18 protein-coding genes are annotated in these 24,844 nt (G+C 74.0%); 1 reads left to right on the forward strand and 17 read right to left on the reverse strand.

What is annotated here, in order from left to right:
* Positions 1-18 precede the first annotated feature (18 nt).
* From AB0M03_RS13720 to AB0M03_RS13795, 16 genes are all read right to left on the reverse strand, one after another.
* A complete protein-coding gene (locus AB0M03_RS13720; RefSeq protein ID WP_363491583.1) occupies positions 19-1,872 on the reverse strand; it encodes an acetolactate synthase large subunit in 1,854 nt (617 codons plus the stop codon).
* Positions 1,873-2,167: 295 nt separating this feature from the next.
* Entirely contained in the window at positions 2,168-5,074 is a 2,907-nt protein-coding gene (locus tag AB0M03_RS13725; protein ID WP_363491638.1) for an EAL domain-containing protein, read from the reverse strand.
* 429 nt (positions 5,075-5,503) lie between these two features.
* On the reverse strand, positions 5,504-8,530 hold the full coding sequence (locus AB0M03_RS13730; RefSeq protein ID WP_363491584.1) for an AAA family ATPase: 3,027 nt from the start codon (positions 8,528-8,530) through the stop codon (positions 5,504-5,506).
* A gap of 119 nt (positions 8,531-8,649) precedes the next feature.
* Entirely contained in the window at positions 8,650-8,838 is a 189-nt protein-coding gene (locus AB0M03_RS13735; protein WP_363491585.1) for a hypothetical protein, read from the reverse strand.
* Positions 8,839-9,062: 224 nt separating this feature from the next.
* Positions 9,063-10,565 carry an Asp-tRNA(Asn)/Glu-tRNA(Gln) amidotransferase subunit GatB gene (gene gatB, locus AB0M03_RS13740; protein ID WP_363491586.1) on the reverse strand — a complete coding sequence of 501 codons (1,503 nt, stop codon included), beginning with the start codon at positions 10,563-10,565 and terminating at the stop codon, positions 9,063-9,065.
* A gap of 31 nt (positions 10,566-10,596) precedes the next feature.
* Positions 10,597-10,836: a hypothetical protein gene (locus tag AB0M03_RS13745; protein WP_363491587.1), complete on the reverse strand. Its 240-nt coding sequence runs from the start codon at positions 10,834-10,836 to the stop codon at positions 10,597-10,599.
* Positions 10,833-12,326, reverse strand: coding sequence for an Asp-tRNA(Asn)/Glu-tRNA(Gln) amidotransferase subunit GatA (gatA, locus tag AB0M03_RS13750; RefSeq protein WP_363491588.1), 1,494 nt, complete (start codon positions 12,324-12,326; stop codon positions 10,833-10,835). Before gatA ends, AB0M03_RS13745 begins: the two co-directional genes overlap by 4 nt.
* 3 nt (positions 12,327-12,329) lie before the next feature.
* A complete protein-coding gene (gene gatC / locus AB0M03_RS13755) occupies positions 12,330-12,626 on the reverse strand; it encodes an Asp-tRNA(Asn)/Glu-tRNA(Gln) amidotransferase subunit GatC (RefSeq protein ID WP_033820075.1) in 297 nt (98 codons plus the stop codon).
* Positions 12,627-12,942: 316 nt separating this feature from the next.
* Positions 12,943-13,791: a hypothetical protein gene (locus AB0M03_RS13760; protein ID WP_363491589.1), complete on the reverse strand. Its 849-nt coding sequence runs from the start codon at positions 13,789-13,791 to the stop codon at positions 12,943-12,945.
* A gap of 210 nt (positions 13,792-14,001) precedes the next feature.
* Positions 14,002-15,726 (reverse strand): bifunctional diguanylate cyclase/phosphodiesterase, encoded by a 1,725-nt coding sequence (locus tag AB0M03_RS13765; RefSeq protein WP_363491590.1) that lies wholly within the window; start codon positions 15,724-15,726, stop codon positions 14,002-14,004.
* Positions 15,727-16,053: 327 nt separating this feature from the next.
* Complete coding sequence (ligA, locus tag AB0M03_RS13770) at positions 16,054-18,312, reverse strand: NAD-dependent DNA ligase LigA (RefSeq protein WP_363491591.1); 2,259 nt, start codon at positions 18,310-18,312, stop codon at positions 16,054-16,056.
* Between the two features lie 18 nt (positions 18,313-18,330).
* Entirely contained in the window at positions 18,331-19,341 is a 1,011-nt protein-coding gene (locus AB0M03_RS13775) for a methionine synthase (protein WP_363491592.1), read from the reverse strand.
* Between the two features lie 37 nt (positions 19,342-19,378).
* Positions 19,379-20,068, reverse strand: coding sequence for an SDR family oxidoreductase (locus AB0M03_RS13780; RefSeq protein ID WP_363491594.1), 690 nt, complete (start codon positions 20,066-20,068; stop codon positions 19,379-19,381).
* 15 nt (positions 20,069-20,083) lie between these two features.
* Positions 20,084-20,611: a TIGR00730 family Rossman fold protein gene (locus AB0M03_RS13785; protein WP_363491595.1), complete on the reverse strand. Its 528-nt coding sequence runs from the start codon at positions 20,609-20,611 to the stop codon at positions 20,084-20,086.
* Positions 20,612-20,754: 143 nt separating this feature from the next.
* Positions 20,755-21,882, reverse strand: coding sequence for a tRNA 2-thiouridine(34) synthase MnmA (gene mnmA, locus AB0M03_RS13790; protein ID WP_363491596.1), 1,128 nt, complete (start codon positions 21,880-21,882; stop codon positions 20,755-20,757).
* A gap of 120 nt (positions 21,883-22,002) precedes the next feature.
* Entirely contained in the window at positions 22,003-23,184 is a 1,182-nt protein-coding gene (locus tag AB0M03_RS13795) for a cysteine desulfurase family protein (protein WP_363491597.1), read from the reverse strand.
* Positions 23,185-23,318: 134 nt separating this feature from the next.
* Here AB0M03_RS13795 and AB0M03_RS13800 point away from each other — a divergent pair, with 134 nt between their 5' ends.
* Positions 23,319-24,134 carry an IclR family transcriptional regulator gene (locus tag AB0M03_RS13800; RefSeq protein WP_363491598.1) on the forward strand — a complete coding sequence of 272 codons (816 nt, stop codon included), beginning with the start codon at positions 23,319-23,321 and terminating at the stop codon, positions 24,132-24,134.
* On the opposite strand, the gene AB0M03_RS13805 is transcribed toward AB0M03_RS13800, so the two are convergent.
* The gene (locus tag AB0M03_RS13805) at positions 24,070-24,729 is read right to left on the reverse strand and encodes a trimeric intracellular cation channel family protein (RefSeq protein WP_363491599.1); all 660 of its coding nucleotides are present in this window, start codon (positions 24,727-24,729) and stop codon (positions 24,070-24,072) included. The two genes, AB0M03_RS13800 and AB0M03_RS13805, sit on opposite strands and share 65 nt — an antisense overlap.
* Between the last annotated feature and the right edge of the window lie 115 nt (positions 24,730-24,844).

Here is a 24,844-nt window from a genome sequence, read left to right on the forward strand (position 1 = left end):
ATCGGAAGGTCGGGGCCGTCAGTCGAGGTCGTCGCCGAAGTCGGGGCGGACGCCCTTGGCGAACTGGATCTCGTCGTTGCTGGTGCCGGCGGCCACCATCGGCCAGACCATGGCGTCCTGGTGGACGATGAAGTCGATGACGACCGGGCGGTCGTTGATCTCCATCGCCTGCTTGATCACGGCGTCCAGGTCCTCCGGGCGCTCGCAGCGCAGGCCCACGCAGCCCATCGCCTCGGAGAGCAGGACGAAGTCGGGGATGCGGGTGCCCTGGGCCGGCGGCTCCTTGCCGTCGTGCTCCGGGCCGGCGTGCAGGACGGTGTTCGAGTAGCGCTGGTTGTAGAACAGCGTCTGCCACTGGCGCACCATGCCGAGGGAGCCGTTGTTGATGACGGCGACCTTGATCGGGATGTTGTTCAGGGCGCAGGTGACGAGCTCCTGATTGGTCATCTGGAAGCAGCCGTCGCCGTCGATCGCCCAGACCGCGGTGTCCGGCTTGCCGGCCTTGGCGCCCATCGCGGCGGGGACGGCGTAGCCCATGGTGCCCGCGCCGCCGGAGTTGAGCCAGGTGGCCGGCTTCTCGAAGCGGATGAACTGACTGGCCCACATCTGGTGCTGGCCGACGCCCGCGGCGTAGATGGCGTCCGAGCCGACCAGCTGGCCGATCCGCTCGATGACCTGCTGCGGCGACAGTTCGCCGGCGGGGGCGGGCTCGTAGCCCAGCGGGTAGGTCCGCTTCCACTCGTCGAGCTTGCTCCACCAGTCCGCGTAGTCGCCCTTGTGGCCGGCGTCGTACTCGGCCTGGACGGCGACGATCAGGTCGGCGATGACCTCGCGGGCGTCGCCGACGATCGGCACGTCGGCCGGGCGGTTCTTGCCGATCTCGGCGGGGTCGATGTCGGCGTGGACGACCTTGGCGTTGGGGGCGAAGCTGTCCAGCTTGCCGGTGACGCGGTCGTCGAACCGGGCGCCGAGGGTGAAGAGCAGGTCGGCCTTCTGCAGCGCGGTGACGGCCGGGACGGAGCCGTGCATGCCGGGCATGCCCAGGTGCTGCGGGTGGCTGTCGGGGAAGGTGCCGATGGCCATCAGGGTGGTGACGACCGGGGCGCCGGTCAGCTCGGCGAGGATGCGCAGCTCGGCGCTGGCCCGGGCCTTGAGCACGCCGCCGCCGACGTAGAGGACCGGCCGCTTGGCGCTCACCAGCATCTTCGCGGCCTCGCGGATCTGCTTGGCGTGCGGCTTGGTGACCGGGCGGTAGCCGGGCAGCGAGGTCTCGACCGGCCAGCGGAAGACGGTGGTGGCCTGCAGGGCGTCCTTGGCGACGTCGACGAGCACCGGGCCGGGACGGCCGGTGGCGGCGATGTGGAAGGCCTCGGCGATGACCCGGGGGATCTCGGCCGGGTCGGTGACCAGGAAGTTGTGCTTGGTGATCGGCATGGTGATGCCGCAGATGTCCGCCTCCTGGAAGGCGTCGGTGCCGATCGCCTTGGAGGCGACCTGGCCGGTGATCGCGACGATCGGCACGGAGTCCATGTAGGCGTCGGCGATCGGGGTGACCAGGTTGGTGGCGCCCGGGCCGGAGGTGGCCATGCAGACGCCGACGCGGCCGGTGGCCTGCGCGTAGCCGGTGGCGGCGTGGCCGGCGCCCTGCTCGTGGCGGACCAGGATGTGGCGCACCTTGGTGGAGTCCATCAGCGGGTCGTACGCGGGGAGGATCGCACCGCCGGGGATGCCGAAGACCGTGTCTGCGCCTACGGCTTCGAGGGAGCGGATGAGCGACTGCGCTCCGGTCATCGTCTCGACGGTGGTCTGCTGACCCGGAGCGTGGGCTGCCGGGGTGTCCCCGCGGCGGGGGGATGCGGCGTGCTCAGTCATCTGCCTGTCTCTTCTCGGGTTCTGCCGGCCCGGGCAGCTGAGGGTCCTGCCGTGCGTCGGGCCGGTAAGCCGGCTCTGCCCCAATCGTCCCGATTTGCGGCGCTTGGGGCCAGTGGTCTTGCAGGGGTGGAACAGTTCGCGTGCAACAAAAAACCCCTCGTGCCCAGGGCATGCGAGGGGTGGCGCGTCGGTCTGTCTGGAGCGGAGCACGGGGGCCCACTCAGCCGACGCGCCCGCCAAGTACGAGAATTCGGGTGCGCATGGCACCGACCTTCCTCCCCCGCGGCAGCGGGTGTCAAGCTGGTGGGACGGAGGTCTCACCATGCGGACCCCCGGACGGACCGCCCACGGCATGGCGTTCCGGCAGGTCGGAGGGGGTGTGGTGGTGCCCGACCCGGGCTGCGGGCGGCTCGGTACGGCCACTCGTACGGGTGTCCGGTCCGAGGTGCGACCGGCGGCCCGCGGACGCCCCGACCGGGCGCGGCAGCGGGTAGGACCGGCGGGCCAGCGCCCGGCGCAGCCGCGGCTCGTCCAGCGGCGGGGCGAAGACCGGGCCCTGCGCCTGCCGGCAGCCCAACTCCTGGAGCACCTCGGCCTGCCGGGGGTGGTCGACGCCCTCGGCGGCGGTGACCAGGCCGAGGTCCCGGCCGAGCCGGAGCGCGTGCCCGGCCAGCGCCCGCGCGAGCGCGGAGTCGGCGATCCCCTGGACGAGGCTGCAGTCGAGCCTGAGGGTGTCGAGCGGCAGCCGGGCGAGCGCGCCGAGCGAGCCGCCGCCCGCGCCGAAGCCGCCGACCGCGGTGGACACCCCGAGCCTCCGGAGCGCGGCGAGCCGGCGGCCGAGCTCGTCGGCGGTGCTGTCCGGGCCCGTCCTGGCGACCTCGACGACCAGCTGGTCGGCGGGCAGGCCGGTCTCGCGCAGGGCGCCCGCCACCGTCTCGTACAGGCCGGGCGAGCAGATCCGCTCGGCGGTCAGCCGGACCCAGACCGGCACCGGGCCCGGCAGGTCGCGGCGGCGGGCGGCCGCGGCGGCCACCGCCTCCTGGAGCAGCCAGCGGGCGAACCTGGCGGCCGCGTCCCCGTGCTCGGCGGTGCGCAGGAACTCCGCGGGGGTGAGCAGCAGGCCCTGCGCGGACCGCCAGCGGGCCTGTGCGTCGACGCCGGCCACCAGGCCGGTGGCGAGGTCCACCACGGGCTGGTGGAGCAGGGTGAAACCGCCCTCGCGGACGGCGGTGCGCAGCCGGGCCTCCAGTTCGGTGCGGCGCTCCACCTCGGAGCGCATGCCGGGCCGGTAGAGCACCACGCGGCCCTTGCCCTGGGACTTGGCGCGGTACATGGCGAGGTCGGCGTTGCGCATCAGTTCGTCGGTGGCGGCCTTCGGGTCTGCGCCGGGGGCGGTGTCGCGGGGGGCGAAGGCGATGCCGATACTGGCGGCGACGCCGAGCTCCGTGCCGCCGATCCAGTACGGCTCGGAGAGCGCGGCGCGGACCCGCTCGGCGAGGTCGCGGACGCGGTCGGGGCCGAGCCGGCCGCAGACCAGGACGGCGAACTCGTCGCCGCCGAAGCGGGCCACGGTGTCGTCGGCGCGGACGGCGCGGCGCAGCCGTCCTGCGGCCTGGACGAGCAGTTCGTCGCCGGCCTGGTGGCCGACGGTGTCGTTGACCGCCTTGAAGCCGTCGAGGTCGAGGAAGAGGACGGCGGCGCCGCCCGGGTCGCCGGCGCGCTCGCCGCGGCCGTCGGCCCGGCCGGCGCCGAGCGCGGCCTTCAGCCGCTGCACGAACAGGGCGCGGTTGGGCAGGTCGGTCAGCGGGTCGTGGAAGGCGTTGTGCTGGAGCTGCGCCTGGAGCCTGACCCGTTCGGTGACGTCCCGGCTGTTGAGGATGAGGCCGTCGCGGTGCTTGTTGACGGTGGACTCCACGTGCAGCCACTCGCCGGTGCCGGAGCGGATGCGGCACTCCACCCGGGCGGAGGGCTCGGTGCTCTCGGCTAGGCCGGGCAGGTGCCGGCGGGCCATGAAGCGGCGCACCTCGCGCAGCACCCGCTCGACGTCCTCGGGGTGGACGAGGTCGAGCAGGTTGCCGCCGACCAGCTCCTCGGGGTCCCGGGAGTAGACGCCGAGGGCGGCGGGGCTGATGTAGGAGAGCACGCCGTCCCCGCCGGCGATCATGATGACGTCGCTGGAGCCCTGGACGAGCGAGCGGAAGTGCGCCTCCTTGTGGGCGAGCTCCTGGGCGAGCGAGAGGTTGTCGAGCAGCATCACGCCCTGCCGGACGATCAGGGCGAGGCCGACCGTGCAGGCGGCGGCGAGCACCACCCGGTCGAGCGGGTGCCCCTCGCCGAGCGCGTTGTAGAGGATGCCGGCGGTGCAGACGGCGGCCGCGGCGTACGGGGCGAGGGCGCTGAAGGTGGAGGCGACGCGGCGGCGCGGGAGGCCGCCCGCCGAGGGGTGCTCGCGGGAGGAGCGGCGGGCGTCCGGCGACCAGGGGGCCCAGGCGAGCAGCAGGCTGCCGGCGAACCAGCCGGCGTCGAGCAGCTCCCCGGAGTGGTAGCTGTTGCGCAGTTCGGGGGAGGTGAACAGGGCGTCGCAGACGACGGTGACGGCGAGCGCGACCATCGCGGTGTGGACGGCGGCGCGGTTGCCGTCGCGGCGCCGGAAGCGCAGCCCGACGACCAGGCTGACCAGCAGGATGTCCATCACCGGGTAGGCGAGCGCGAGGGCGACCTCCAGCGGGTCGCCGGCCTGGCCCTGGGCGGTGCGGCCGAGGGCGAGGCTCCAGCTGAGGGTGAAGAGCGAGCCGGCGACCAGCCAGCCGTCCAGCAGCAGGCAGAACCAGCCGGCCGGGGTGCGGGGGCGCTGGGCGAGCACCAGCAGGCCGGTGATGGCGAGCGGGGCGAACAGCAGGAAGGCGTAGTCGGCGGGCGAGTCCTGCGGCAGCGGGGTGCCGAGGACGACTTCGTACCAGCCCCAGGCGCCGTTCCCGAAGGCCACCGCGGCGGAGGCGAGGCCGAAGAGCAGCCAGGCGGAGCGGAGCGGGCCGCCGACCCGGAAGCTGTGCACCAGGCAGGAGACGGCGGCCGCGGCGGCGGCCGCGGCGAGGCCGAAGTCACCCATGACGAGCGAGACCTCGCCGGAGCCCCAGCCGAGGGCGGCCCCGGTGGTGTATCCGGCGCACAGCAGGACCAGCAGGGCTGCGGGTCTGCCGATGCGGCCGGTGGCGCGGGTGAGGGCCCGGGAGAGCGTGCGGCGCGGCGGGGCGGGCTCGTGCCGGGGTGCGGGGGCGGGGGCCGCGGCGGGCAGCACCGCATCGGTGGAGTTCACTCGACATCTCCCCCTCCGGCCCGGGGCTCGTCCGCGCCCGGACCTCGGCTGTGCGGCGGCGCCGGCGTGGTCTGACGCCACGTCACCATCGTGTCGCAGGAGGCCTGTTCCGCCGTGCCGCACCGGTGTTCCCACTCGGGACACTACACCACTGCCGTCACTCAACGGCACGCCCACTCAACTTAGAGTAATGACCGGAGGGCCGGCGGCAGCGCTGGTCCAGTCCTTCCGGGCGGTGTCGACAGCGCACGGACGAGGGGCGCGCATCCCTGCGCGCCCCTCGCGCCCCCCGTTCGGCTCAGCGGGCGGGCGCCGTCAGGCCGGCGTCCCGGCGCCGAACAGCCGCAGCCGGTAGGCGACCGCCGCCGCCTCCCCGCGACCGTTCACCCCGAGCTTGGCGATGATGTTCGAGACGTGCACGCTGGCGGTCTTCGGCGAGATGTAGAGCTCCTCGGCGATCTGCCGGTTGGTGCGGCCCAGGGTCAGCAGCCGCAGCACGTCGCGCTCGCGCGGGGTGAGGCCGAGCGCCGGCTCCTCCTCGGCCGGCTCCCCGCCCTCCCGCTCCGCGGCGGGGCCGCCGGTGAGGCGGGCGCGCTCGGCGAAGTGCGCGGCCTCCTCCTCCAGGTACCGGTCGCCGCTGGCCCGGGCGGTGTCGGCGGCCTCCTTGAGCAGCCGGCGGGCCTCGTCCCGGTGGCCGCCCGCGGCCGCGCTCTCGGCGGCCCGCAGCAGGGCCAGGGCGAGCGGGCCGGGCAGGCCGACCGGCCGCAGCAGCGCGATCGCCGCGGCCCAGTGCTCGCGGGCGTCGAGCCCCTGGGCGCGGGCGAGTTCGCCGTCCAGCAGCCGGGCCCAGGCCCGGTGCAGCGGCACCTGGGGGTCGAGCCGGGCGGCGGCCTGGGCGATCCGCCGCAGCACCACGGGCCGGCCGAGGTCGGCGGCGGGCAGGCCGCGCGAGTCGGCCTCGGCGCCGGCGCCGTGGACGAGCAGCGGAAGCATCAGCGCCTCGTGGCCGGCCGTGAGGTCGAGGTCGAGCGCGGCGAGCAGTTCGGCCCGTGCCTCCAGCGGCCTGCCCTGCCGGGCGTGGATGCGCACGGCCAGGGTGGTGGAGGGGAGCACGTTCTGCGGCTGCCGGGAGAGGTCCGCGGCGCGGGCCCGCCGGTTGAGCTCCGCGGCCTGGTCGAGGTCTCCCGCCAGGAAGCTCAGCTCGCCGCGCAGTCGGTCCAGGAACTCGTGGTACGGGTCGAGCGGGGGTCCGTACTCCCAGGAGTCCAGGGTCGCGGCGGCCTCGGTGCAGCGGCCGAGGGAGGTCAGCGCCTCCACCAGGTTGCCGGTGAGGCAGCCGCCCGCGGTGCCGAGCAGGCCGGTGCGGCCGGCCACCTGGAGGCCCTCGCGGGAGGCCTCCAGGGAGTCCGCGGACCGGCCGAGGCTCTGCAGCATGCACGACTGGTTGTTGAGGCCCCGGCAGAGCACGTCCGCGGCACCCAGCTCGCGGGCCCGTTCGATGGCGTCGGCCAGCAGGCCGAGCGCCCGCTCCGGCTCGCCGAACTCCTCGTAGAGCCCGGCCAGGGTGATCCGGGCGTGCTGCTCGACCGCGCCGGCCCCGACCTGGCGGGCGATCGCGGCGGCCTGCTCGGCGACGTCCATGTGCGACCGGGCGGGGTTGCCGAGCATGCCCTGGGCGGCGTCCATGGCCAGCACCTCGGCCTGGACGGCGGACGGGCCGAGCCCGGAGACCAGCCGGTACGCGTACTCGATCTCCCCGCCGCCGGGCCGCTCCAGGTGGCCGCAGGTCTTGGCGAGCTGCACCCGGAACCAGGCCGCGCGGGCCGGGTCGCGGTCCTCGTCCACCAGGGCCAGGGCCCGCTTCACCAGGGCGACGGCGCGGTCCCAGTCGCCGCTGCGGCGGGCCGCGACGACCGCCTCGGCCAGCACGTCGACGAACTGCAGGCCGGCGCAGGACGGGTCGTGGGCCTCCCCGGTGCAGCCGCACGACGGGTAGGTCTCGGCCCGGTCGCGGGGGCGGACCGGGGTGGCGCGGACGGTGTCGGGCACCTCGTCCCACAGCTCCAGGACGCGTTCCAGCATGCGCAGTTGCTCGGCGAAGGCGTTGCGGCGGTGGGCCTGCAGGGCCGCCTCCAGGGCGGTGGGCAGGGCGCTGGCGGGCTCGTGCGCGTGGTACCAGTAGTTGGCCAGGCGGGCCGCGCAGGCCTCGCCGCGGACGAGGCCCGGGTCGGCGTCGAGCACGGTGGCGAAGCGCCGGTTGATGCGGTGCCGCTCGCCGGGCAGCAGGTCGTCGGAGACGGCCTCGCGGACGAGGGCGTGCCGGAAGCAGTAGCCGTCGCCGTCGGTGTCCGGCCGCAGCACGCCGGCGCCGACGGCGGTGCGGAGCGCCTCGATCAGCACCTCCTCGGGGCGGTCGAGGACGGCGGCGAGCAGGTCGTGCTCCACGCAGGTGCCGCCCTCGGCGGCGATCCGCAGGATGTGCTGGGTGTCGTCGGGCAGCGTCTCGACGCGGACGAGCAGGATGTCGCGCAGGGTGTCGGGGATGCCGACGGTGCAGCCCTCGCGCTGGGCGCTGGCGAGCTGCTCGACGAAGAACGGGTTGCCCTCGGCCCTTCGGTGGATGCGGTCGACCAGGACGCGGTCGGGCGACTCGGTGCCGAGGATGCCGGCCAGCTGGGCGGCGACCTCGGCCGGGCCGAACCGCTCCAGCTCCAGCCGCTGGACGGTGCGCAGCCGTTCGAGCTCGGCCAGGTAGGGGCGGAGCGGGTGGCGCCGGTGCAGGTCGTCGCTGCGGTAGGTGGCGACGACCAGGACGCGGGCCCGGTGCAGGGTGCGGATCAGGTAGGCGAGCAGGTCCCGGGTGGACCGGTCCGACCAGTGCAGGTCCTCGACGACCAGCACCAGCGTGCGGTCCTCGGCGAGGCGCTCGACGAGGCGCGCGGCGTGGTCGAAGAGGCGGGCGCGGCCGAACTCGTCGTTGGGCCCGGCGTCGGGCTCGCCGAACTCCGGCAGCAGCCGGGCCAGGTGGCCCTCCATGCCGGCCGCGGCCTCCTCGAAGGCGGGGCCGAGTTCGCTGTGCAGCCGGCGCAGGGCGGTGGCCAGCGGGCCGTACGGCAGGCCCTCGGCGCCGACCTCCAGGCAGCCGCCGACGGCCGCGACGGCCCCCGGTGCCCGGACGCCGTGCAGGAACTCCTCCACCAGGCGGGTCTTGCCGATGCCCGCCTCGCCGCCGACGAGGACGGCCTGGGGCTCACCGGCCCCGGCCCGGACCAGCGCGGTGGCGAGGAGCTCGGTCTCGCGGCTGCGGCCGACGAAGACCGGGCTGACCGAAATCTGCTCCATGCTGGCGAGCATGACACAAGGTGCGGACACGAACTGAGATGCGGTCCCAAGGTGTGGACGGCCGACGGGGAGGGCGCCCGTGGCGTCCTCCCCTTCCGTGTCCCCGGGGCCGCCGGCCATCAGCATCCGGCCGGTCCGGCGGTCTGCAGCGGCGCTGCCGGGGCGGCGTGCAGCAGGCTGCGGGCGAACCGGCGCAGTGCTCCGACGTGCGGCCCCCCGGCTTGAGCGGCCTGCCGGGCCATCCGCTCCAGGTGTGCCCGGTGCTCGAGTTCCGCCTGGCGCTGCATGAAGAGCTCGTACTCCAGCATGGCGCTTCTCCTCGTCTCGTCCCTGGGGGCTTCCCGACTTCGAGACTCCTCCCCCAGGGGGGCCGGGCACATCGGCAGCCTGCCGGATCTTCCCGGGGCGGCGGGCTCAGGAGGGCGGCCGCGGGGACAAAGAAGGCCCGTGCCCACCCCTTAGAAGGGGCGGGCACGGGCCCTGCGGTGCGGTCGGCCGGTCTGAGGTACCTCAGAGGCGGCCCCGGGGGACCTCAGGCGCCGAGGCGCTCCAGGATGAGGTCCTTGGCGCGGGCGGCGTCGGCCTGGCCGCGGGTGGCCTTCATGACGGCGCCGACGAGGGCACCGACGGCCTGCACCTTGCCGTCGCGGATCTTGGCGGCGACGTCCGGGTTGTCGGCGATGGCCTGGTCGACGGCCGCGCCGAGCGCGGAGTCGTCCGAGACGACGGCCAGGCCGCGCGCGGCCACGACCTCGTCCGGCTCGCCCTCGCCGGCGAGGACGCCCTCGATGACCTGGCGGGCCAGCTTGTCGTTGAGCTTGCCCTCGGCGACCAGCGCGCAGACCCGGGCGACCTGGGCCGGGGTGATCGGCTGGTCGGCGAGCTCGGTGCCGGTCTCGTTGGCGCGGCGGGCGAGCTCGCCGAGCCACCACTTGCGGGCCTGGTCGGCCGGGGCGCCGGCGGCGACGGTCTCCAGGATCGGCTCGACCGCGCCGGCGTTCAGCACGGCCTGCATGTCCTTGTCGGACAGGCCCCACTCGGCCTGCAGCCGGGCCCGGCGGACGCGCGGCAGCTCGGGCAGCGTGGCCCGCAGCTCCTCGACCCATTCGCGGGAGGGGGCGATCGGCACCAGGTCCGGCTCGGGGAAGTAGCGGTAGTCCTCCGCCTCCTCCTTGACCCGGCCCGAGGTGGTGCTGCCGTTGTCCTCGTGGAAGTGGCGGGTCTCCTGGACGATGGTGCCGCCGTCGCCGAGGACGGTCGCGTGCCGCTGGATCTCGAACCGGGCGGCCCGCTCGACGCTGCGCAGCGAGTTGACGTTCTTGGTCTCGCTGCGGGTGCCGAACTTCTCGGTGCCGTTGGGGCGCAGCGACAGGTTCACGTCGCAGCGCATCTGGCCCTTGTCCATCCGGGCCTCGGAGACGCCCAGGGCGCGGATGAGCTCGCGGAGCTCGGCGACGTACGCCTTGGCGACCTCGGGGGCGCGCTCGCCGGCGCCGACGATCGGCTTGGTGACGATCTCGATCAGCGGGATGCCGGCCCGGTTGTAGTCGAGCAGCGAGTGCGAGGCGCCGTGGATGCGGCCGGTGGCACCGCCGACGTGGGTCGACTTGCCGGTGTCCTCCTCCATGTGGGCGCGCTCGATCTCCACGCGGAAGACCTCGCCGTCCTCCAGTTGCACGTCGAGGTAGCCGTTGAAGGCGATCGGCTCGTCGTACTGGGAGGTCTGGAAGTTCTTCGGCATGTCCGGGTAGAAGTAGTTCTTCCGGGCGAACCGGCACCACTCGGCGATCTCGCAGTTGAGGGCGAGGCCGATGCGGATCGCCGACTCCACGCCGACCGCGTTGACGACCGGCAGCGAGCCGGGCAGGCCGAGGCAGGTGGGGCAGGTCTGCGTGTTGGGCTCGGCACCGAGTTCGGTGGAGCACCCGCAGAACATCTTGGTCCTGGTACCCAGCTCGACGTGGACCTCAAGGCCCATCACCGGGTCGTACGAGGCCAGCGCGTCCTCGTACGAGACCAGACTGATGACGCTCACAGCGTTTCCTTCACTTCTTCTTGGAGGTCCGTCAGCCGAGCAGCACGTCGTCGTCGCCGAGCCGCCGGAGCTCGCGGACGAGGAGCGCGGTGCCGGTGATCAGGGCGGCGGCGCCGACGAGGGCGTTGATCAGCTTGAGCGTGTCGTTCTCGGACCGGGCCTTCTTCACGTCCTTGGCGATGGAGACCGCCCCGAACGCGCTGGTGCCGATGGACAGCCACAGGCCCGGCTTCGAGTGCTTGAAGCCCTTGGCCTTCTCGATCCTGCTCACAGTGCCGGTGCCTCCTCCAGCAGGGGGTGTCCCCACTTCTCGTTGAGAGCGGCCTCGACGGCGCCGCCCACGCGGTACAGGCGGTCGTCCGCCATCGCGGGAGCGATGATCTGCAGGCCGACCGGGAGATTGTCCTCCGGGGCCAGGCCGCAGGGCAGCGACATGGCCGCGTTGCCCGCCAGGTTCGACGGGATGGTGCACAGGTCTGCCAGGTACATCGCCATCGGGTCGTCGGCGCGCTCGCCGATCGGGAAGGCGGTGGTCGGCGTGGTCGGGGAGACGAGCACGTCCACCCCGGCGAACGCGGCGTCGAAGTCCCGCGAGATGAGCGTGCGGACCTTCTGCGCCGAGCCGTAGTAGGCGTCGTAGTAGCCCGAGGAGAGGGCGTACGTGCCGAGCATGATGCGGCGCTTCACCTCGGGGCCGAAGCCGGCCTCGCGGGTGAGGGCGGTGACGTCCTCGGCGCTGCGGGTGCCGTCGTCGCCGACCCTCAGGCCGTAGCGCATGGCGTCGAAGCGGGCCAGGTTGGAGGAGGCCTCGCTGGGCGCGATCAGGTAGTACGCGGGCAGCGCCAGGGTGAAGGACGGGCAGGACACCTCGACGACCTCGGCGCCCAGCTCGCGCAGCAGCTCCACCGACTCGTTGAAGCGCTGCATCACGCCGGCCTGGTAGCCCTCGCCGCCGAACTCCTTGACGACGCCGATCCGCATGCCGCGGATGTCGCGCATCCTCGCGGCCTCGACGACGGCCGGCACCGGCGCGTCGATGGAGGTGGAGTCCAGCGGGTCGTAGCCGGCGATGGCCTCGTGCAGCAGCGCCGCGTCCAGCACGGTGCGGGCGCAGGGGCCGCCCTGGTCGAGCGAGGAGGAGAACGCGACCAGGCCGAAGCGGGAGACCGCGCCGTAGGTCGGCTTCACACCGACGGTGCCGGTGACGGCGCCGGGCTGGCGGATCGAACCGCCGGTGTCGGTGCCGATCGCCAGCGGGGCCTGGTAGGCGGCCAGCGCGGCCGCGGAGCCGCCGCCGGAGCCGCCGGGGATGCGGGAGAGGTCCCACGGGTTGCCGGTCGGGCCGTAGGCGGAGTTCTCGGTGGAGGAGCCCATCGCGAACTCGTCCATGTTGGTCTTGCCGAGGATGACGACGCCGGCGTCCTTCAGACGGGTCGTCAGGGTGGCGTCGTACGGCGGCACCCAGCCCTCGAGGATCTTCGAGCCGCACGTGGTCGGGATGCCCTTGGTGGTGAAGACGTCCTTGAGCGCGAGCGGGACGCCGGCCAGCGGGCCGAGCTCCTCGCCGCGGGCGCGCTTGTCGTCGACGGCGCGGGCGGCCTTCAGCGCACCCTCGGTGTCGACGTGCAGGAAGGCGTTGACCTTCTTGTCGACGGCCTCGATCCGGTCCAGGTGCGCCTGGGCGACCTCGACGGCCGAGACCTCGCCGGCGGAGATCGCGGCAGCGGTCTCGGCAGCGGTGTACTTGATCAGCTCGGTCATCGCTCAGTCCTCCCCGAGGATCTGGGGCACACGGAAACGCTGCTCCTCGCTCGCCGGGGCGCCGGACAGCGCCTGCTCGGGGGTGAGCGACGGCCGCACCTCGTCCGCGCGCATGACGTTGGTCAGCGGCAGCGGGTGGGAGGTCGGCGGGACGTCCTGTCCGGCGACCTCGGAAACGCGGGCGACCGCGCCGATGATCACGTCGAGCTGCTCGGCGAAGTGGTCCAGCTCTTCGGCCTGCAATTCGAGACGCGACAGCCGAGCGAGGTGGGCGACCTCCTCGCGCGTGATGCCAGGCATGCAGCGATCCTCAGGTTCGGGTTCGGGTGAGACCGGGGGCTTGCCCGTCCTCTTGGTCTAAGGACACATCCTATGGCGCACACGCCCGCACCCGGCGCCGCACAAGGCGCGGGACCCGAAAGCACTGTGCCAGAGGGCGATATCCGCCCGAGCCGAAGGGCCCGCCGGTGCCGAAAGGGTGGGCCCCTCCTGCCCGCCGGCGGGCAGGAGGGCGATCGAGGGAGCGCAGCGACGGAGCATGGGGGCACCTCCCAGCCGTCAGGCTGGGGGAGACCGTCGGCGCCGGATCGGGAGGGCCCGGAGGCGAGCGGGCGAGTCACAGCGACATGGTGGCCGGGTCCGTCGGGTCGCCGCTGTCGCTGTTCAGCAGGTCCAGGTCGAGGGTCTCGGCAGGGGACGGTGCCTCGGCCTCGACCGGCACGCCGAACTCCTTGAGCTCCACCCGGCCGGTCTCCTCCCCGCCCGCCTTCTCCATCCGCAGCGGGTACGGCTCGCCGCGGGTGGCCACCGTCAGGGTGCTGGTGCCGTCGTCCGCGGTGCCGCTGACGGTGACCGCGGGGGTGCCGTCCACGGTGGCGGGGCCGCCGACGGCGAGGCTGTCCGGGGTCTGTTCGAGCAGGGCGCCGCCGAGCGCGTCCAGGTCGCACACGTCGCCGATCTGCGAGAAGTCGGTGTTGTCGGTGGTGGTCTTCAGGTACTTCTCGCCGACCAGGTCTTCGGCGGCGGCGCCGCCGTGGCTGCGCCAGAACACCGCGTCCGGCTTGACCCACAGTTCGGTGCCGAGCTTGACCAGGCGGAAGGTGCCCTGGCCGCTGAGGCCCATGGTGCCCGCGCAGGTGCCGGAGGTGTCCGTGGACAGGTCGAAGGTGACGGACTGGCCCTGGCTGCTGCCGCGGCCGGTGATCCGTACCGAGCCGGCCGTCCTGAGCGCCCCCACCGAGCGCTCGACGATCTCGCGGGCGGGGAGTGCGGCCGCGCCGTTCTCGGGCTCGGCGGAGGCGGAGGCGGAGGCGGAGGCCGTCGGCCCGGAGGCGGAGCGGGCCGAGCCGCCGGAGGCGCTGCCCGGGGCCGCACCGGGCGCCCCGGCGCCGCCGCCGTTGCAGGCCGCGGCGCCCGCCAGCAGGACGAGGCCGGCCAGGACTGCGGCCGTCCGCTGCTCGCTCACGGCGGTTCTCCTTCGACGACGTCCGGTGGTGTGCTCAGAGGGTCACACTCAACCGGAATCACCGCATCCGCAACAAGGGGCGGGGACGAAGGAAGCCGCCGCCCGCCCCGGACGGCCTGCCGTGGTGGACTCGCGCACACGTCCGCCCGGGGCCGCCGTCCGTGCACGGCCGAGGGCGGGCGGATGCCGTGTGCGGGGCCCGCGGGCGGGTCACTGCTGGGTGGTCGGCGCGGGCAAGGGGGTGGTCGGGGCGGGCAGTTCGGCCTGGGCCGAGACGGTCGGCAGCGACCGCGGCTGCGGGACGGGCGGGGTGAGCGGCTGCTGCTGGGGGGCGAGCCGCTCGACCCGGGCGGTGCCGGTCTGCCGCACCATCAGCCAGGCGGTCGCCTGGTCGGCGGGCAGTGCGGCCGACACCAGCCAGCCCTGCACGGCGTCGACACCCATGCCGTGCAGCCGCTCCCAGGTCTCATCGTCCTCGACGCCCTCGGCGACCACGGTGAGCCCCAGCGAGTGGGCGAGCTCGACCGAGCAGCGCACCACGGCGGCGTCGTGGTCGTCGGCGACCATCCGGGAGACGAAGGAGCGGTCGATCTTCAGCTCGCCGACCGGCAGGCTGCGCAGCCGGGCCATCGAGGAGTGGCCGGTGCCGAAGTCGTCCAGGGACATCCCGACGCCGTAGCGGCGCAGTTCGGCGAGGGTGTCGGCGGCGCGCCGGGAGTCGTCGAGCAGCAGCCGTTCGGTGATCTCCAGCTGGAGGGCGTGGGCGGGCACCCGGTGCCGGGTGAGGTGGCCGGCGACCCGGGTGGCGAAGCCCGGGTTGAGGACGTCCCGGGGCGAGACGTTGACCGCGACCGGTACCTGCAGCCCCTGTTCGCGCCAGGCGGCGAGCTGGCCGACCGCCGCCTCCAGCACGTAGTCGGTGAGCCGCGGCATCAGGCCGCTGGACTCGGCGAGGCCGATGAACTCGTCCGGGGGGACGCGGCCCTGGCCGGGCCGCTCCCAGCGCAGCAGAGCCTCCAGGCCGACCACCCGGCCGTCGAAGGCGACCTTCGGCTGGTAGTGCAGCTGCACCTCGCCGGTCTCCAGGGCCCGGCGCAGGTCGCCGAGCAGGCCGATCCGGTACGGGGTGTCGGTGTCCTGGGCCTCGTGGTAGACCTCGACACCGCTGCGGCCGCGCTGGGCGTGGCCCATGGCGACGTCGGCGCGGCGCAGAAGCGATTCGGCGTCCCGGGCGTGGGCGGGGTAGACGCAGACGCCGGCGCTGGCCTCCAGGACGAGCAGCAGGCCGTCCAGGCGGATCGGGGCGGCCAGCTCCACGATCAGCGCCTTGGCGATCCGCTCCAGGGTCTCGGGGCGGCCCACGCCGGGCAGCAGGACGGCGAACTCGTCGCCGCCCATCCGGGCGACCACCGGCCGGCCGCCGCGGTGCAGCGGGGAGGGCAGGGCGGCGGCGACCTCGTCGGGTCCGGTGCGGGCGGGCACGGCCGACGTCCGGGAATGGCCGGTCCGCAGCGCCCGGTGCAGTCGGCGGGCGATGTGCACCAGCAGCCTGTCGCCGGCGGTGTGGCCGAGCGCGTCGTTGAGCGAGCGGAACCGGTCGAGGTCGAGCAGCACGATGCCGACGCTGTAGTCCTCGTCGCCGTCGTGCCGGGCGATGGCGTCCTGGGCGGCCAGGAGTAACGCCTGACGGTTCGGCAGGTCGGTCAGCGGGTCGGTGAGCTGGTCCCTCGCCCGGTCCCTGGCGATCCGCCAGGCGGCGACCAGCACCGCCAGCGGGACGGCGAACAGCGGCAGTAGTTCCGGTTCGTACCGGTAGACCAGCACGGCCAGCGGGATGAGCGGCGCGGCGCCGGCCAGCAGCACGCCGAGCAGCAGGACCGCCCCTGCCACCCCCTGCGGCGGGCGTGTGGGCGCGCCGCCGGTCGTACGATCCATATGCCCTGTCCTCCGTCGGGCCCGCCCCGACAGGCCGCCTCACGGTGAGGCACCTGGCGGTGCCGGTGGACGTCAGGTATCGGGGCGCCCCACGAGCGGCGGCCGGAACCGTCGCCATTTCACCCCTGCTGACACTCTGTTGCGCCAAGGGTAAGCCGGAGTCCGCCGACAGGGCGGACTTTCGGACAACCCTGGGCGCGCCACCGGCAGACCGATGCCGGACAGTGACACAATGCCCGGTTTCCGGCTCGGTGCACCCGTGACGCGGTGTCAGGACGATAACAGGATCGGGCCGTGGGACGCCGTCGGACTCCCCCGGCGGACGCGCTAGCCGGCGGCCTCGGCGTCACCCGTGCCGGCGAGGGCGCGGGCGGCCTCGGTGCCCTGTTCCAACAGCACGGCGAAGCCCGCGTCGTCGAGGACCTGCACCCCGAGCTGGACGGCCTTGTCGTACTTGGAGCCCGGGTTGTCGCCGACCACCACGAAGTCGGTCTTCTTGGACACCGAGCCGGTGACCTTGGCGCCGCGCGAGGTCAGCGCCTCCTTGGCGCCGTCCCGGGTGTGGCCGGTCAGGGTGCCGGTGACGACCACGACGAGGCCCTCCAGCGGGCGCTCGCCCTCCTCCTCGGTGCCGGTCTCGGTGAACTGCACACCGGCGGCCCGCCACTTCTCCAGGATCTCCCGGTGCCACTCCTCGGCGTACCACTCCTTGACGGCCTTGGCGATCTTCGGGCCGACGCCCTCGGCGGCGGCCAGCTCCTCCTCGGTGGCGGCGAAGATCCGGTCCAGGTCGCGGAACTCGCGGGCCAGCGCCTGCGCGGCGACCGGTCCGACGTGGCGGATCGACAGGCCGTTCAGGTACCGCCACAGCGGGCGGTCGGTGGCCGCGGCGAGGTTGTCGAGCAGCGCGGTGAGGGCCTTCTTGGGGGCTCCGGCGGTGGTGGCGAAGAAGAAGACCTCCTTCTCCTCGCCGGTCTCGTCGTCCAGCTTGGGCATGCCGGTCTTGGGATCGCGCACCAGCACCTTGATCGGCAGCAGCTGCTCCTCGGTGAGGCCGAAGATGTCCCCCTCGTTCTTGACAGGCGGCTCGGCGGGCTCCAGCGGCTGGGTGAGCGCGGTGGCGGCGACGTAGCCGAGGCCCTCGATGTCCAGCGACTCGCGGCCGCCGAGGTACGCCAGGCGCTCGCGCACCTGGGCCGGGCAGTACCGGGCGTTGGGGCAGCGCAGGTCGATGTCGCCCTCGGACATCGGGCGCAGCTCGGTGCCGCACTCGTGGCAGTGCGTCGGCATCACGAACTCCCGCTCGGTGCCGTCCCGCAGGTCCTCCACCGGGCCGAGGATCTCCGGGATGACGTCGCCGGCCTTGCGCAGCACCACGGTGTCTCCGAGCAGCACGCCCTTGGCCTTGACCACCTGCTGGTTGTGCAGGGTGGCGTACTGCACCATCGAGCCGGCAACCTTCACCGGCTCGGCCATCACCGCGTACGGGGTGGCCCGGCCGGTGCGGCCGATGCCGATCTTGATGCTGGCGAGCTTGGCGGTGACCTCCTCCGGCGGGTACTTCCAGGCGATCGCCCAGCGCGGGGACTTGGAGGTGGCGCCGAGCCGGCCCTGCAGCGGGATCTCGTCGACCTTGACCACCACGCCGTCGATCTCGTGCTCGACGGAGTGCCGCTGCTCGCCGTACTGCTTGATGAAGGCCCGCACCTCGTCGAGCGTGCCGACCACCTTGTTGTGCCGGGCGGTCGGCAGGCCCCACTCGCGCAGCAGGTCGTAGGCGTGCGACTGGCAGTCGATGTCGAAGCCGACCCGGGTGCCGATGCCGTGCACCACCATGTGCAGCGGGCGGGAGGCGGTGACCAGGGGGTCCTTCATGCGCAGCGAGCCGGCGGCGGCGTTCCGCGGGTTCATGAACAGCTTGACCATCGCCCGCGGCCGCCTGCCCTCCTTGGCCCGCTCCTCGTTCTCCTGGCGGCGGCGCTCGTTCTCGGCGGCGAAGGAGGCGTTGAGCGCCTCGAAGGCCTCCGTCGGGAAGTACACCTCGCCGCGGATCTCCACCAGCTCGGGGACGTTGTCGCCCTGCAGCCGGTGCGGGATCTCCTTGATGGTGCGCACGTTGGCGGTGATGTCCTCGCCGACCCGGCCGTCGCCGCGGGTCGCGGCCAGCACCAGCTCGCCGCGCTCGTACGTGAGGTTGACGGCGAGGCCGTCCACCTTGAGCTCGCACAGGTAGTGGTAGTCGAGGCCGTCGAGCTCGCGGGCGACGCGCTCGGCCCAGGCGGCGAGCTCCTCGTCGTCCATCGCGTTGTCGAGGCTGAGCAGGCGCTCCCGGTGCTCCACCGAGGCGAAGCCCTCGGCGACGGCGCCGCCGACCTTCTGGGTGGGCGACTCGGGCGTGCACAGCACCGGGTGGTCGGCCTCGATGGCCTGCAACTCCCGCATCAGGGCGTCGAACTCGGCGTCGCTGACGACCGGCGCGTCCTGCTCGTAGTAGCGGACGCGGTGGTCCTCGATCTCGGCCGCCAGCTCGGCGTGCCGCTTCCGGACCTCCGCGGGGACGTCCTCCCAGCCCTCGACCGCCGCCACCGTGCGCCTCCTAGCGTCTCACTCCGGGTTGTCCACCAGGCTCTGTGCGGCCTTCGCGCTGTACGACAGCGCCCGGCGCGCGTACGCGGGGGACGCCCCCGCCAGCCCGCAGGTCGGCGTCACCAGCACCCGGCGGCCCAGCAGCTCCGGGCCGAACCCGAGCCTCTTCCACAACGTCCTGACACCCTGGACACTACCGGCCGGGTCGGACAGTCCCCCCTCGGTGGAGGGCACGACACCGGCGAGGATCACCGTGCCCGCCTCGACCGCCTCGCCGAGGTCGTCGTCCTCACGTTCCGTCAGCAGCGAGAAGTCCAGGGACACTCCGGCCACCCCGGCCCGGCGCAGCAGCGGGATCGGTACGCCGGGGGCGCAGCTGTGCACCACCACGGGCACGTCCAGGGCGCGGATCACCGAGCGGAGCGCCTCCTCGGCGACCTGGCGGTCGACGGCGCGCAGCCGCTGGAAGCCGCTGGCGGTCTTCACCGCGCCGGCCAGCACGGCGGGCAGCGAGGGCTCGTCCAGTTGCAGGACGAGCTGCGCGCCGGGCACCCGCCGGCGGACGTCGGCGAGGTGGCGGCGCAGGCCCTCGGTGAGCGACTCGGCGATGTCGCGGCAGGCGCCGGGGTCGGCCAGCGCCTTCTCTCCGTGCTTGAGTTCGACCGAGGCGGCGAGCGTCCACGGGCCGACGGCCTGCAGCTTGAGCGCGCCCTCGTGGCCCTGGGTGAACTCCTCCAGGGCGTCGAGGTCCTCGCCGAGCCAGGAGTGGGCGCGGCGGGTGTCGCGTCCCGGCCGGTCGGCGAACCGCCAGCCGCTGGGCTCCACCTGGGCGAACAGCTCGACGAGCAGACCGGCCCCGCGGCCGATCATGTCGGCGCCGGGCCCGCGGGCCGGCAGCTCCGGCAGGTGGGGCAGCTGCTCCAGCGCGCCGACCGCCGTCCGGGCCGCCTCACGGGCGTCGGTGCCGGGCATCGACCCGACACCCGTGGCGGCGCCGTACAGCTCGGGGAAGGGGAATTCAGTGCTCACACCGCCCGAGCCTAGCCAGAACGGGCGTCCCCCGCGGCTACCGGCCCGGGCGGACGGTGATCTCGGTGAGTTCGGCGTCGCGCGGGAGGTCGATCGCGGTGAGGATCGCGGTGGCGACGGACTCGGGGGCGATCCACTGCGCGGGGTCGTAGTCGCGGCCCTCCTGGCGGTGCACCTTCTCCTGCATCGGGGTGGCGGTGCGGCCCGGGTAGACGGTGGTGACCCGGACGCCGTTGCCGTGCTCCTCGGCGCGCAGCGAGTCGGCGAGCGCCCGGACGGCGAACTTGCTGGCCGCGTAGGCGCTCCAGTTGGCGTGGGCGTACAGCCCCGCACCGGAGTTGACGAAGACCACGTGGCCGCGGGCCAGCCGCAGCGAGGGCAGCAGCAGCCGGGTGATCTCGGCGGGGGCGACCGCGTTGACGTTCAGCTGCTCCTGCCAGGCCTTGACCGGGAGGTCGCCGACGTTGCCGAGTTCGACCACTCCGGCGATGTGCAGCAGCGAGTCGAGTTCGACGGGCAGGCTCTGGTGGCCGAACGCCCAGGAGAGCTTCGCCGGGTCGGCGAGGTCGCCGACCAGGGTGGCGGCGCCGGGGAAGCGCTCGCGCAGCTCGGCGGCGCGCCGGGCGTCCCGGGCCAGCAGCAGGACGTCCTCGCCGCGGGCCAGCAGCCGCTCGGCGACGACCGCGCCGATGCCGGAGCCGGCACCGGTGATCAGGTGGGTTCCCATGGGACGGTCCTGTCGTCAGAGGCGGTCGAGGGCCGCGAAGGCCTCGGCCGGGGTGGTGGCGAACACGACGAGCTCGTCCAGCGGGCGGGGCAGGAAGCCCTCGGTGTCCATCCGCTCGAGCTGGGTGCGCAGGCCGGAGTAGAAGCCCTCGGTGTCCAGGAGGACCACCGGCTTGTCGTGCAGGGCGTGCTTCTTGAGCTCCAGCACCTCGGTGACCTCGTCCAGCGTGCCGAGGCCGCCGACCAGCACCACGAGTGCGTCGGCGCGCTCCAGCAGCAGGGCCTTGCGGGCGGCGAGGTCGGGGGCGGTGACCAGTTCGTCGGCGCCCTCGTAGGCCTTGTGCGCGAGGAGTTCGACGGAGATGCCGACGAGTCGGCCGCCGGCCTCCTTCACGCCGTCGGCGAGCAGGCCCATCAGGCCGGCGTGCGAGCCGCCCCAGACCAGGGTGTGGCCGCGCTCGCCGAGCAGCCGGGCGAACTCGGCGGCCGGGGCGGTGTAGCGCTCGTCGAGTGAGTACGCGGAACAGAAGACGGTGATGTTCATAGGGCCCCAGGTGTACACGGGCGGCGCCCGCCCCGCCGGGAATTCCGGTCCGTGGTCCGGACGGGTCCGGGCCGGGGCGCCGCGGGTCGGCAGTCGGCAGTCGGCAGTGCGGTCGGAGATCGGCGGTCGGCGGCGCCGGCCCGTCAGGCGGTGACGGTGCGGCGCTCGGTGGTGGCGATGGTGGCCGAGCCGACCACCCGGGTGCCGTCGTACAGCACGACCGCCTGGCCGGGCGCGATCCCGCGGGCCGGGCTGTCCAGGCGCACCCGCAGCTCGTCGCCGTCCAGCTCGGCGGTGACCGGCACCTCCTCGCCGTGGGCGCGCAGCTGGGCGGTGTACCGGCCCTCCCCCGCGGCGGGCTCGCCGCACCAGCGCGGCTTGACCGCGGTCAGCGCCGTGACGTCCAGGCCCTCGGCCGGGCCGACGGTGACGGTGTTGGTGACCGGCGAGATGTCCAGCACGTAGCGGGGCTTGCCGTCCGCGGCCGGGCGGCCGATCCGCAGGCCCTTGCGCTGGCCGATGGTGAAGCCGTACGCGCCCTCGTGCTCGCCCAGCTTGGTGCCGTCGGTGTCCACGATGTCGCCGGTCGCGGTGCCGAGGTGCTTGGCCAGGAAGCCCTGGGTGTCGCCGTCGGCGATGAAGCAGATGTCGTGGCTGTCCGGCTTCTTCGCGACCGCCAGGCCGCGGCGCTCCGCCTCCAGCCGGATCTCGTCCTTGGTGGTGTCGCCCAGCGGGAACAGCGAGTGCGCGAGCTGGTCGGCGTCCAGCACGCCGAGGACGTAGGACTGGTCCTTGGCGGCGTCCACCGCGCGGTGCAGCTCGCGGCCGCCGCCCGGGAGGTCCACGATCCGGGCGTAGTGGCCGGTGCACACCGCGTCGAAGCCCAGCGCGACCGCCTTGTCCAGCAGCGCCGCGAACTTGATCTTCTCGTTGCAGCGCAGGCAGGGGTTGGGGGTGCGGCCCGCCGCGTACTCGGCGACGAAGTCGTCGATGACGTCCTCGCGGAAGCGCTCGGCGAGGTCCCAGACGTAGAACGGGATGCCGATCACGTCGGCGGCCCGGCGGGCGTCGCGGGAGTCCTCGATGGTGCAGCAGCCGCGGGCGCCGGTGCGGAACGACTGCGGGTTGGAGGACAGCGCCAGGTGCACGCCGGTCACGTCGTGGCCGGCCTCGACCGCACGCGCGGCGGCAACGGCCGAATCCACGCCGCCGGACATCGCAGCGAGCACACGGAGGCGGGGGGTGTTCGGGTCACCGGCGAAGTCACTCATGATGCCCCCAAGCGTACGTGCTCGGGCCAACCACATTTCCGGGGCACGGGACCGGGCCGACCGAACAGGGACGCGGGGCGGGCCAACCCCCCAGGGGCGCGTGGGGGTTGGCCCGGGGGGTCAGTGGCGGGCGGTGGCGAGGCCGGCGTTGCGGGCCCGCTCGACGGCCGGGGTGATGGCGGCGGTGAGGGCGTCGACGTCCCCGGGGGTGGAGGTGTGGCCGAGCGAGAAGCGGAGGCTGGCGCGGGCGAGCAGCGGGTCCGCCCCCATGGCGAGCAGCACGTGGCTGGGCTGCGGGACGCCCGCCGAGCAGGCGGAGCCGGTCGAGCACTCGACGCCCTGGGCGTCGAGCAGCATCAGCAGTGCGTCGCCCTCGCAGCCGGGGAAGGAGAAGTGGGCGTTGGCGGGGAGCCGTCCGGCCGGGTCGGGGTCGCCGTTGAGGACGGCGTCGGGAACGGCGGCGGTGACGGCGGCGACGAGGCCGTCGCGGAGTGCGCCGACGCTGGTGGCGAAGTCGGCGCGGCGTTCGACGGCGAGGGCGGCTGCGGCGGCGAAGCCGGCGGCGGCGGGCACGTCGAGGGTACCGGAGCGGACGTCGCGTTCCTGGCCGCCGCCGTGCAGCAGCGGGACGGGTGCGGCGTTGCGGGCGAGCAGCAGGGCGCCGATGCCGTACGGGCCGCCGATCTTGTGGCCGGTGACGGTGAGGGCGGTGAGGCCGGAATCGGCGAAGGAGACCGGGACCTGGCCGAGCGCCTGCACCGCGTCGGCGTGCATCGGGATGTCGAACTCGCGGGCGACGGCGGCGAGTTCGACGACGGGCTGGAGGGTGCCGACCTCGTTGTTGGCCCACATGACGGTGACCAGGGCGACGTCCGCCGGATTGCGTTCGATTGCCTCGCGCAGCGCGAGCGGGTGGACCCGGCCGTGGGCGTCGACGGGCAGGTACTCGACCTGGGCGCCCTCGTGCTCGGAGAGCCAGTGGACGGCGTCCAGTACGGCGTGGTGCTCGACGGGGCTGCACAGCACCCGGCGGCGCAGCGGGTCGGCGTCGCGGCGGGCCCAGTAGAGGCCCTTGACGGCGAGGTTGTCGGATTCGGTGCCGCCGCCGGTGAGGACGATCTCGCTGGGACGGGCGCCGAGCGCCTCGGCGAGGGACTCGCGGGACTCCTCGACCACCCGGCGGGCACGGCGGCCGGCCGCGTGCAGCGAGGAGGCGTTGCCGACGATCCCGAGGTGGGCGGTCATGGCGGCGACGGCCTCGGGCAGCATCGGGGTGGTGGCTGCGTGGTCGAGATATGGCATGGCGGCTCCCAGTGTAGGGGCCGTCACGGGGTGCGCCGGGCGGGAGGTCCGGCGGGGTCACGATTTGGCCATTGCAGCCTGTGCAACGCGCCGTTAGCCTCCTGCCTCACTGCCGTGCGTTGAGGGGTGGACGGATGTCGCAGACGGTGGACCGGGCGCTGACGATCCTCGCCTCGCTCGGGGACGGCCCTGCCTCGCTGGAGCAGGCGGCCGCGCGGATCGGGGTGCACAAGTCCACGGCGCTGCGGCTGCTGCGCACCCTGCAGGAACACGGTTTCGTGCACCGCCAGCCGGACCACCGCTACCGGCTGGGCGGCCGGCTGTTCGGGCTGGCGCAGCAGGCCCTGGAGGGCATCGACATCCGGCAGGTCGCCGCGCCGTACCTGGCGTCGTTGAACGAGCGGTACGGGCACACCGTGCAGCTGGCGGTGCTGGAGGACGGCGCGGTGCTCTACCTGGACCGGGTGGAGGGCCGGTACCCGGCGGTGCAGGCGGGTGCGCCGGAGGCGGCCGGGCGGATCGGCACGCGCATCCCCGCGGCGGCCTGCGCGGCGGGCAAGGTGCTGCTGGCGGATCTGCCGGAGGAGCAGCTGACGGCGTTTCTGGAGGACCTGGACGGCAGCAGTACGGGCGCGGAGCCGCCGGATCCGCGGCTGCGGACCGAGCTGGAGGCCGTCCGCCGCCGCGGCTGGGCGGCGGACCAGGGCGGCTACCGGGAGGCGGTGGACTGCGTGGCGGCGCCGATCATCGGCGCCGAGGGCCGGTCGATCGCGGTGTGCACGATCTCCGCGCCGGCCCGGCTGGCCGTGGAGGCGGAGCTGAGCCGGCTGCTTCCGGAGCTGCTGTGCACGGCGGAGGCGATCTCGCTGGCGTACGGCGGTTCGCCTACTCCTCGCTGGTGCGAGAATCGTTGCGGTGCCAAGCACGTGGTGCGCGCCAGCCGTACCTGAGCGCGAGCATCCGGATGGCGAAGGCGCTGAGCGCGGCCGCGCCGGCGTTCAGCGGGGTGAGCCGGTTGCCGGCGATGAGCGCCGCGACGACGGTGGAGCCGACCAGGGCGGGCACCGCGTAGATCTCGCGGTCCCAGCGCAGCAGGGCGGGCGGTTCGAGGGCGAGCAGGTCGCGGACCACGCCGCCGCCGGCCGCGGTGAGCATGCCCAGGGCGACGGACGGGACGAAGCCCAGGCCGTAGTCGTGGGCCTTGATGGTGCCGGCGACGCAGAACAGGCCGAGGCCCGCGGCGTCCAGGGTCTGCACGGCGGTGTTGATCCGTTCGACCTGCGGGTGCAGGAAGAAGACGACGAGCCCGGCGGCGAGCGGGGTGGAGAAGTAGCCGAGGTTGGTGAAGGCCGCCACCGGTGTGGCCCCGATGACCAGGTCGCGCATGACGCCCCCGCCGAGGGCGGTCGCCTCGGCGAGGACGCAGATGCCGAAGATGTCCATGTTCTTGCGGACGGCCAGCAGGCCGCCGGACAGGGCGAAGACGAAGATGCCGACCAGGTCCAGGGCCTGCTGCAGCCCCGGGGAGAAGATTTGCGAGCTCACCGCCCCATCCTCCCCGGTCGGATTGTCCGATCTTGCACCACCCACGCCGGTGGGTCCGCCCTGCCGTGGGACCGCACGGCTGCACCGGGTTGCGGCAGACTCCTCCCCGAGGGGC

The sequence above is a fragment of the Kitasatospora sp. NPDC051914 genome (assembly GCF_040680995.1).
Classification (GTDB): Bacteria; Actinomycetota; Actinomycetes; order Streptomycetales; family Streptomycetaceae; genus Kitasatospora.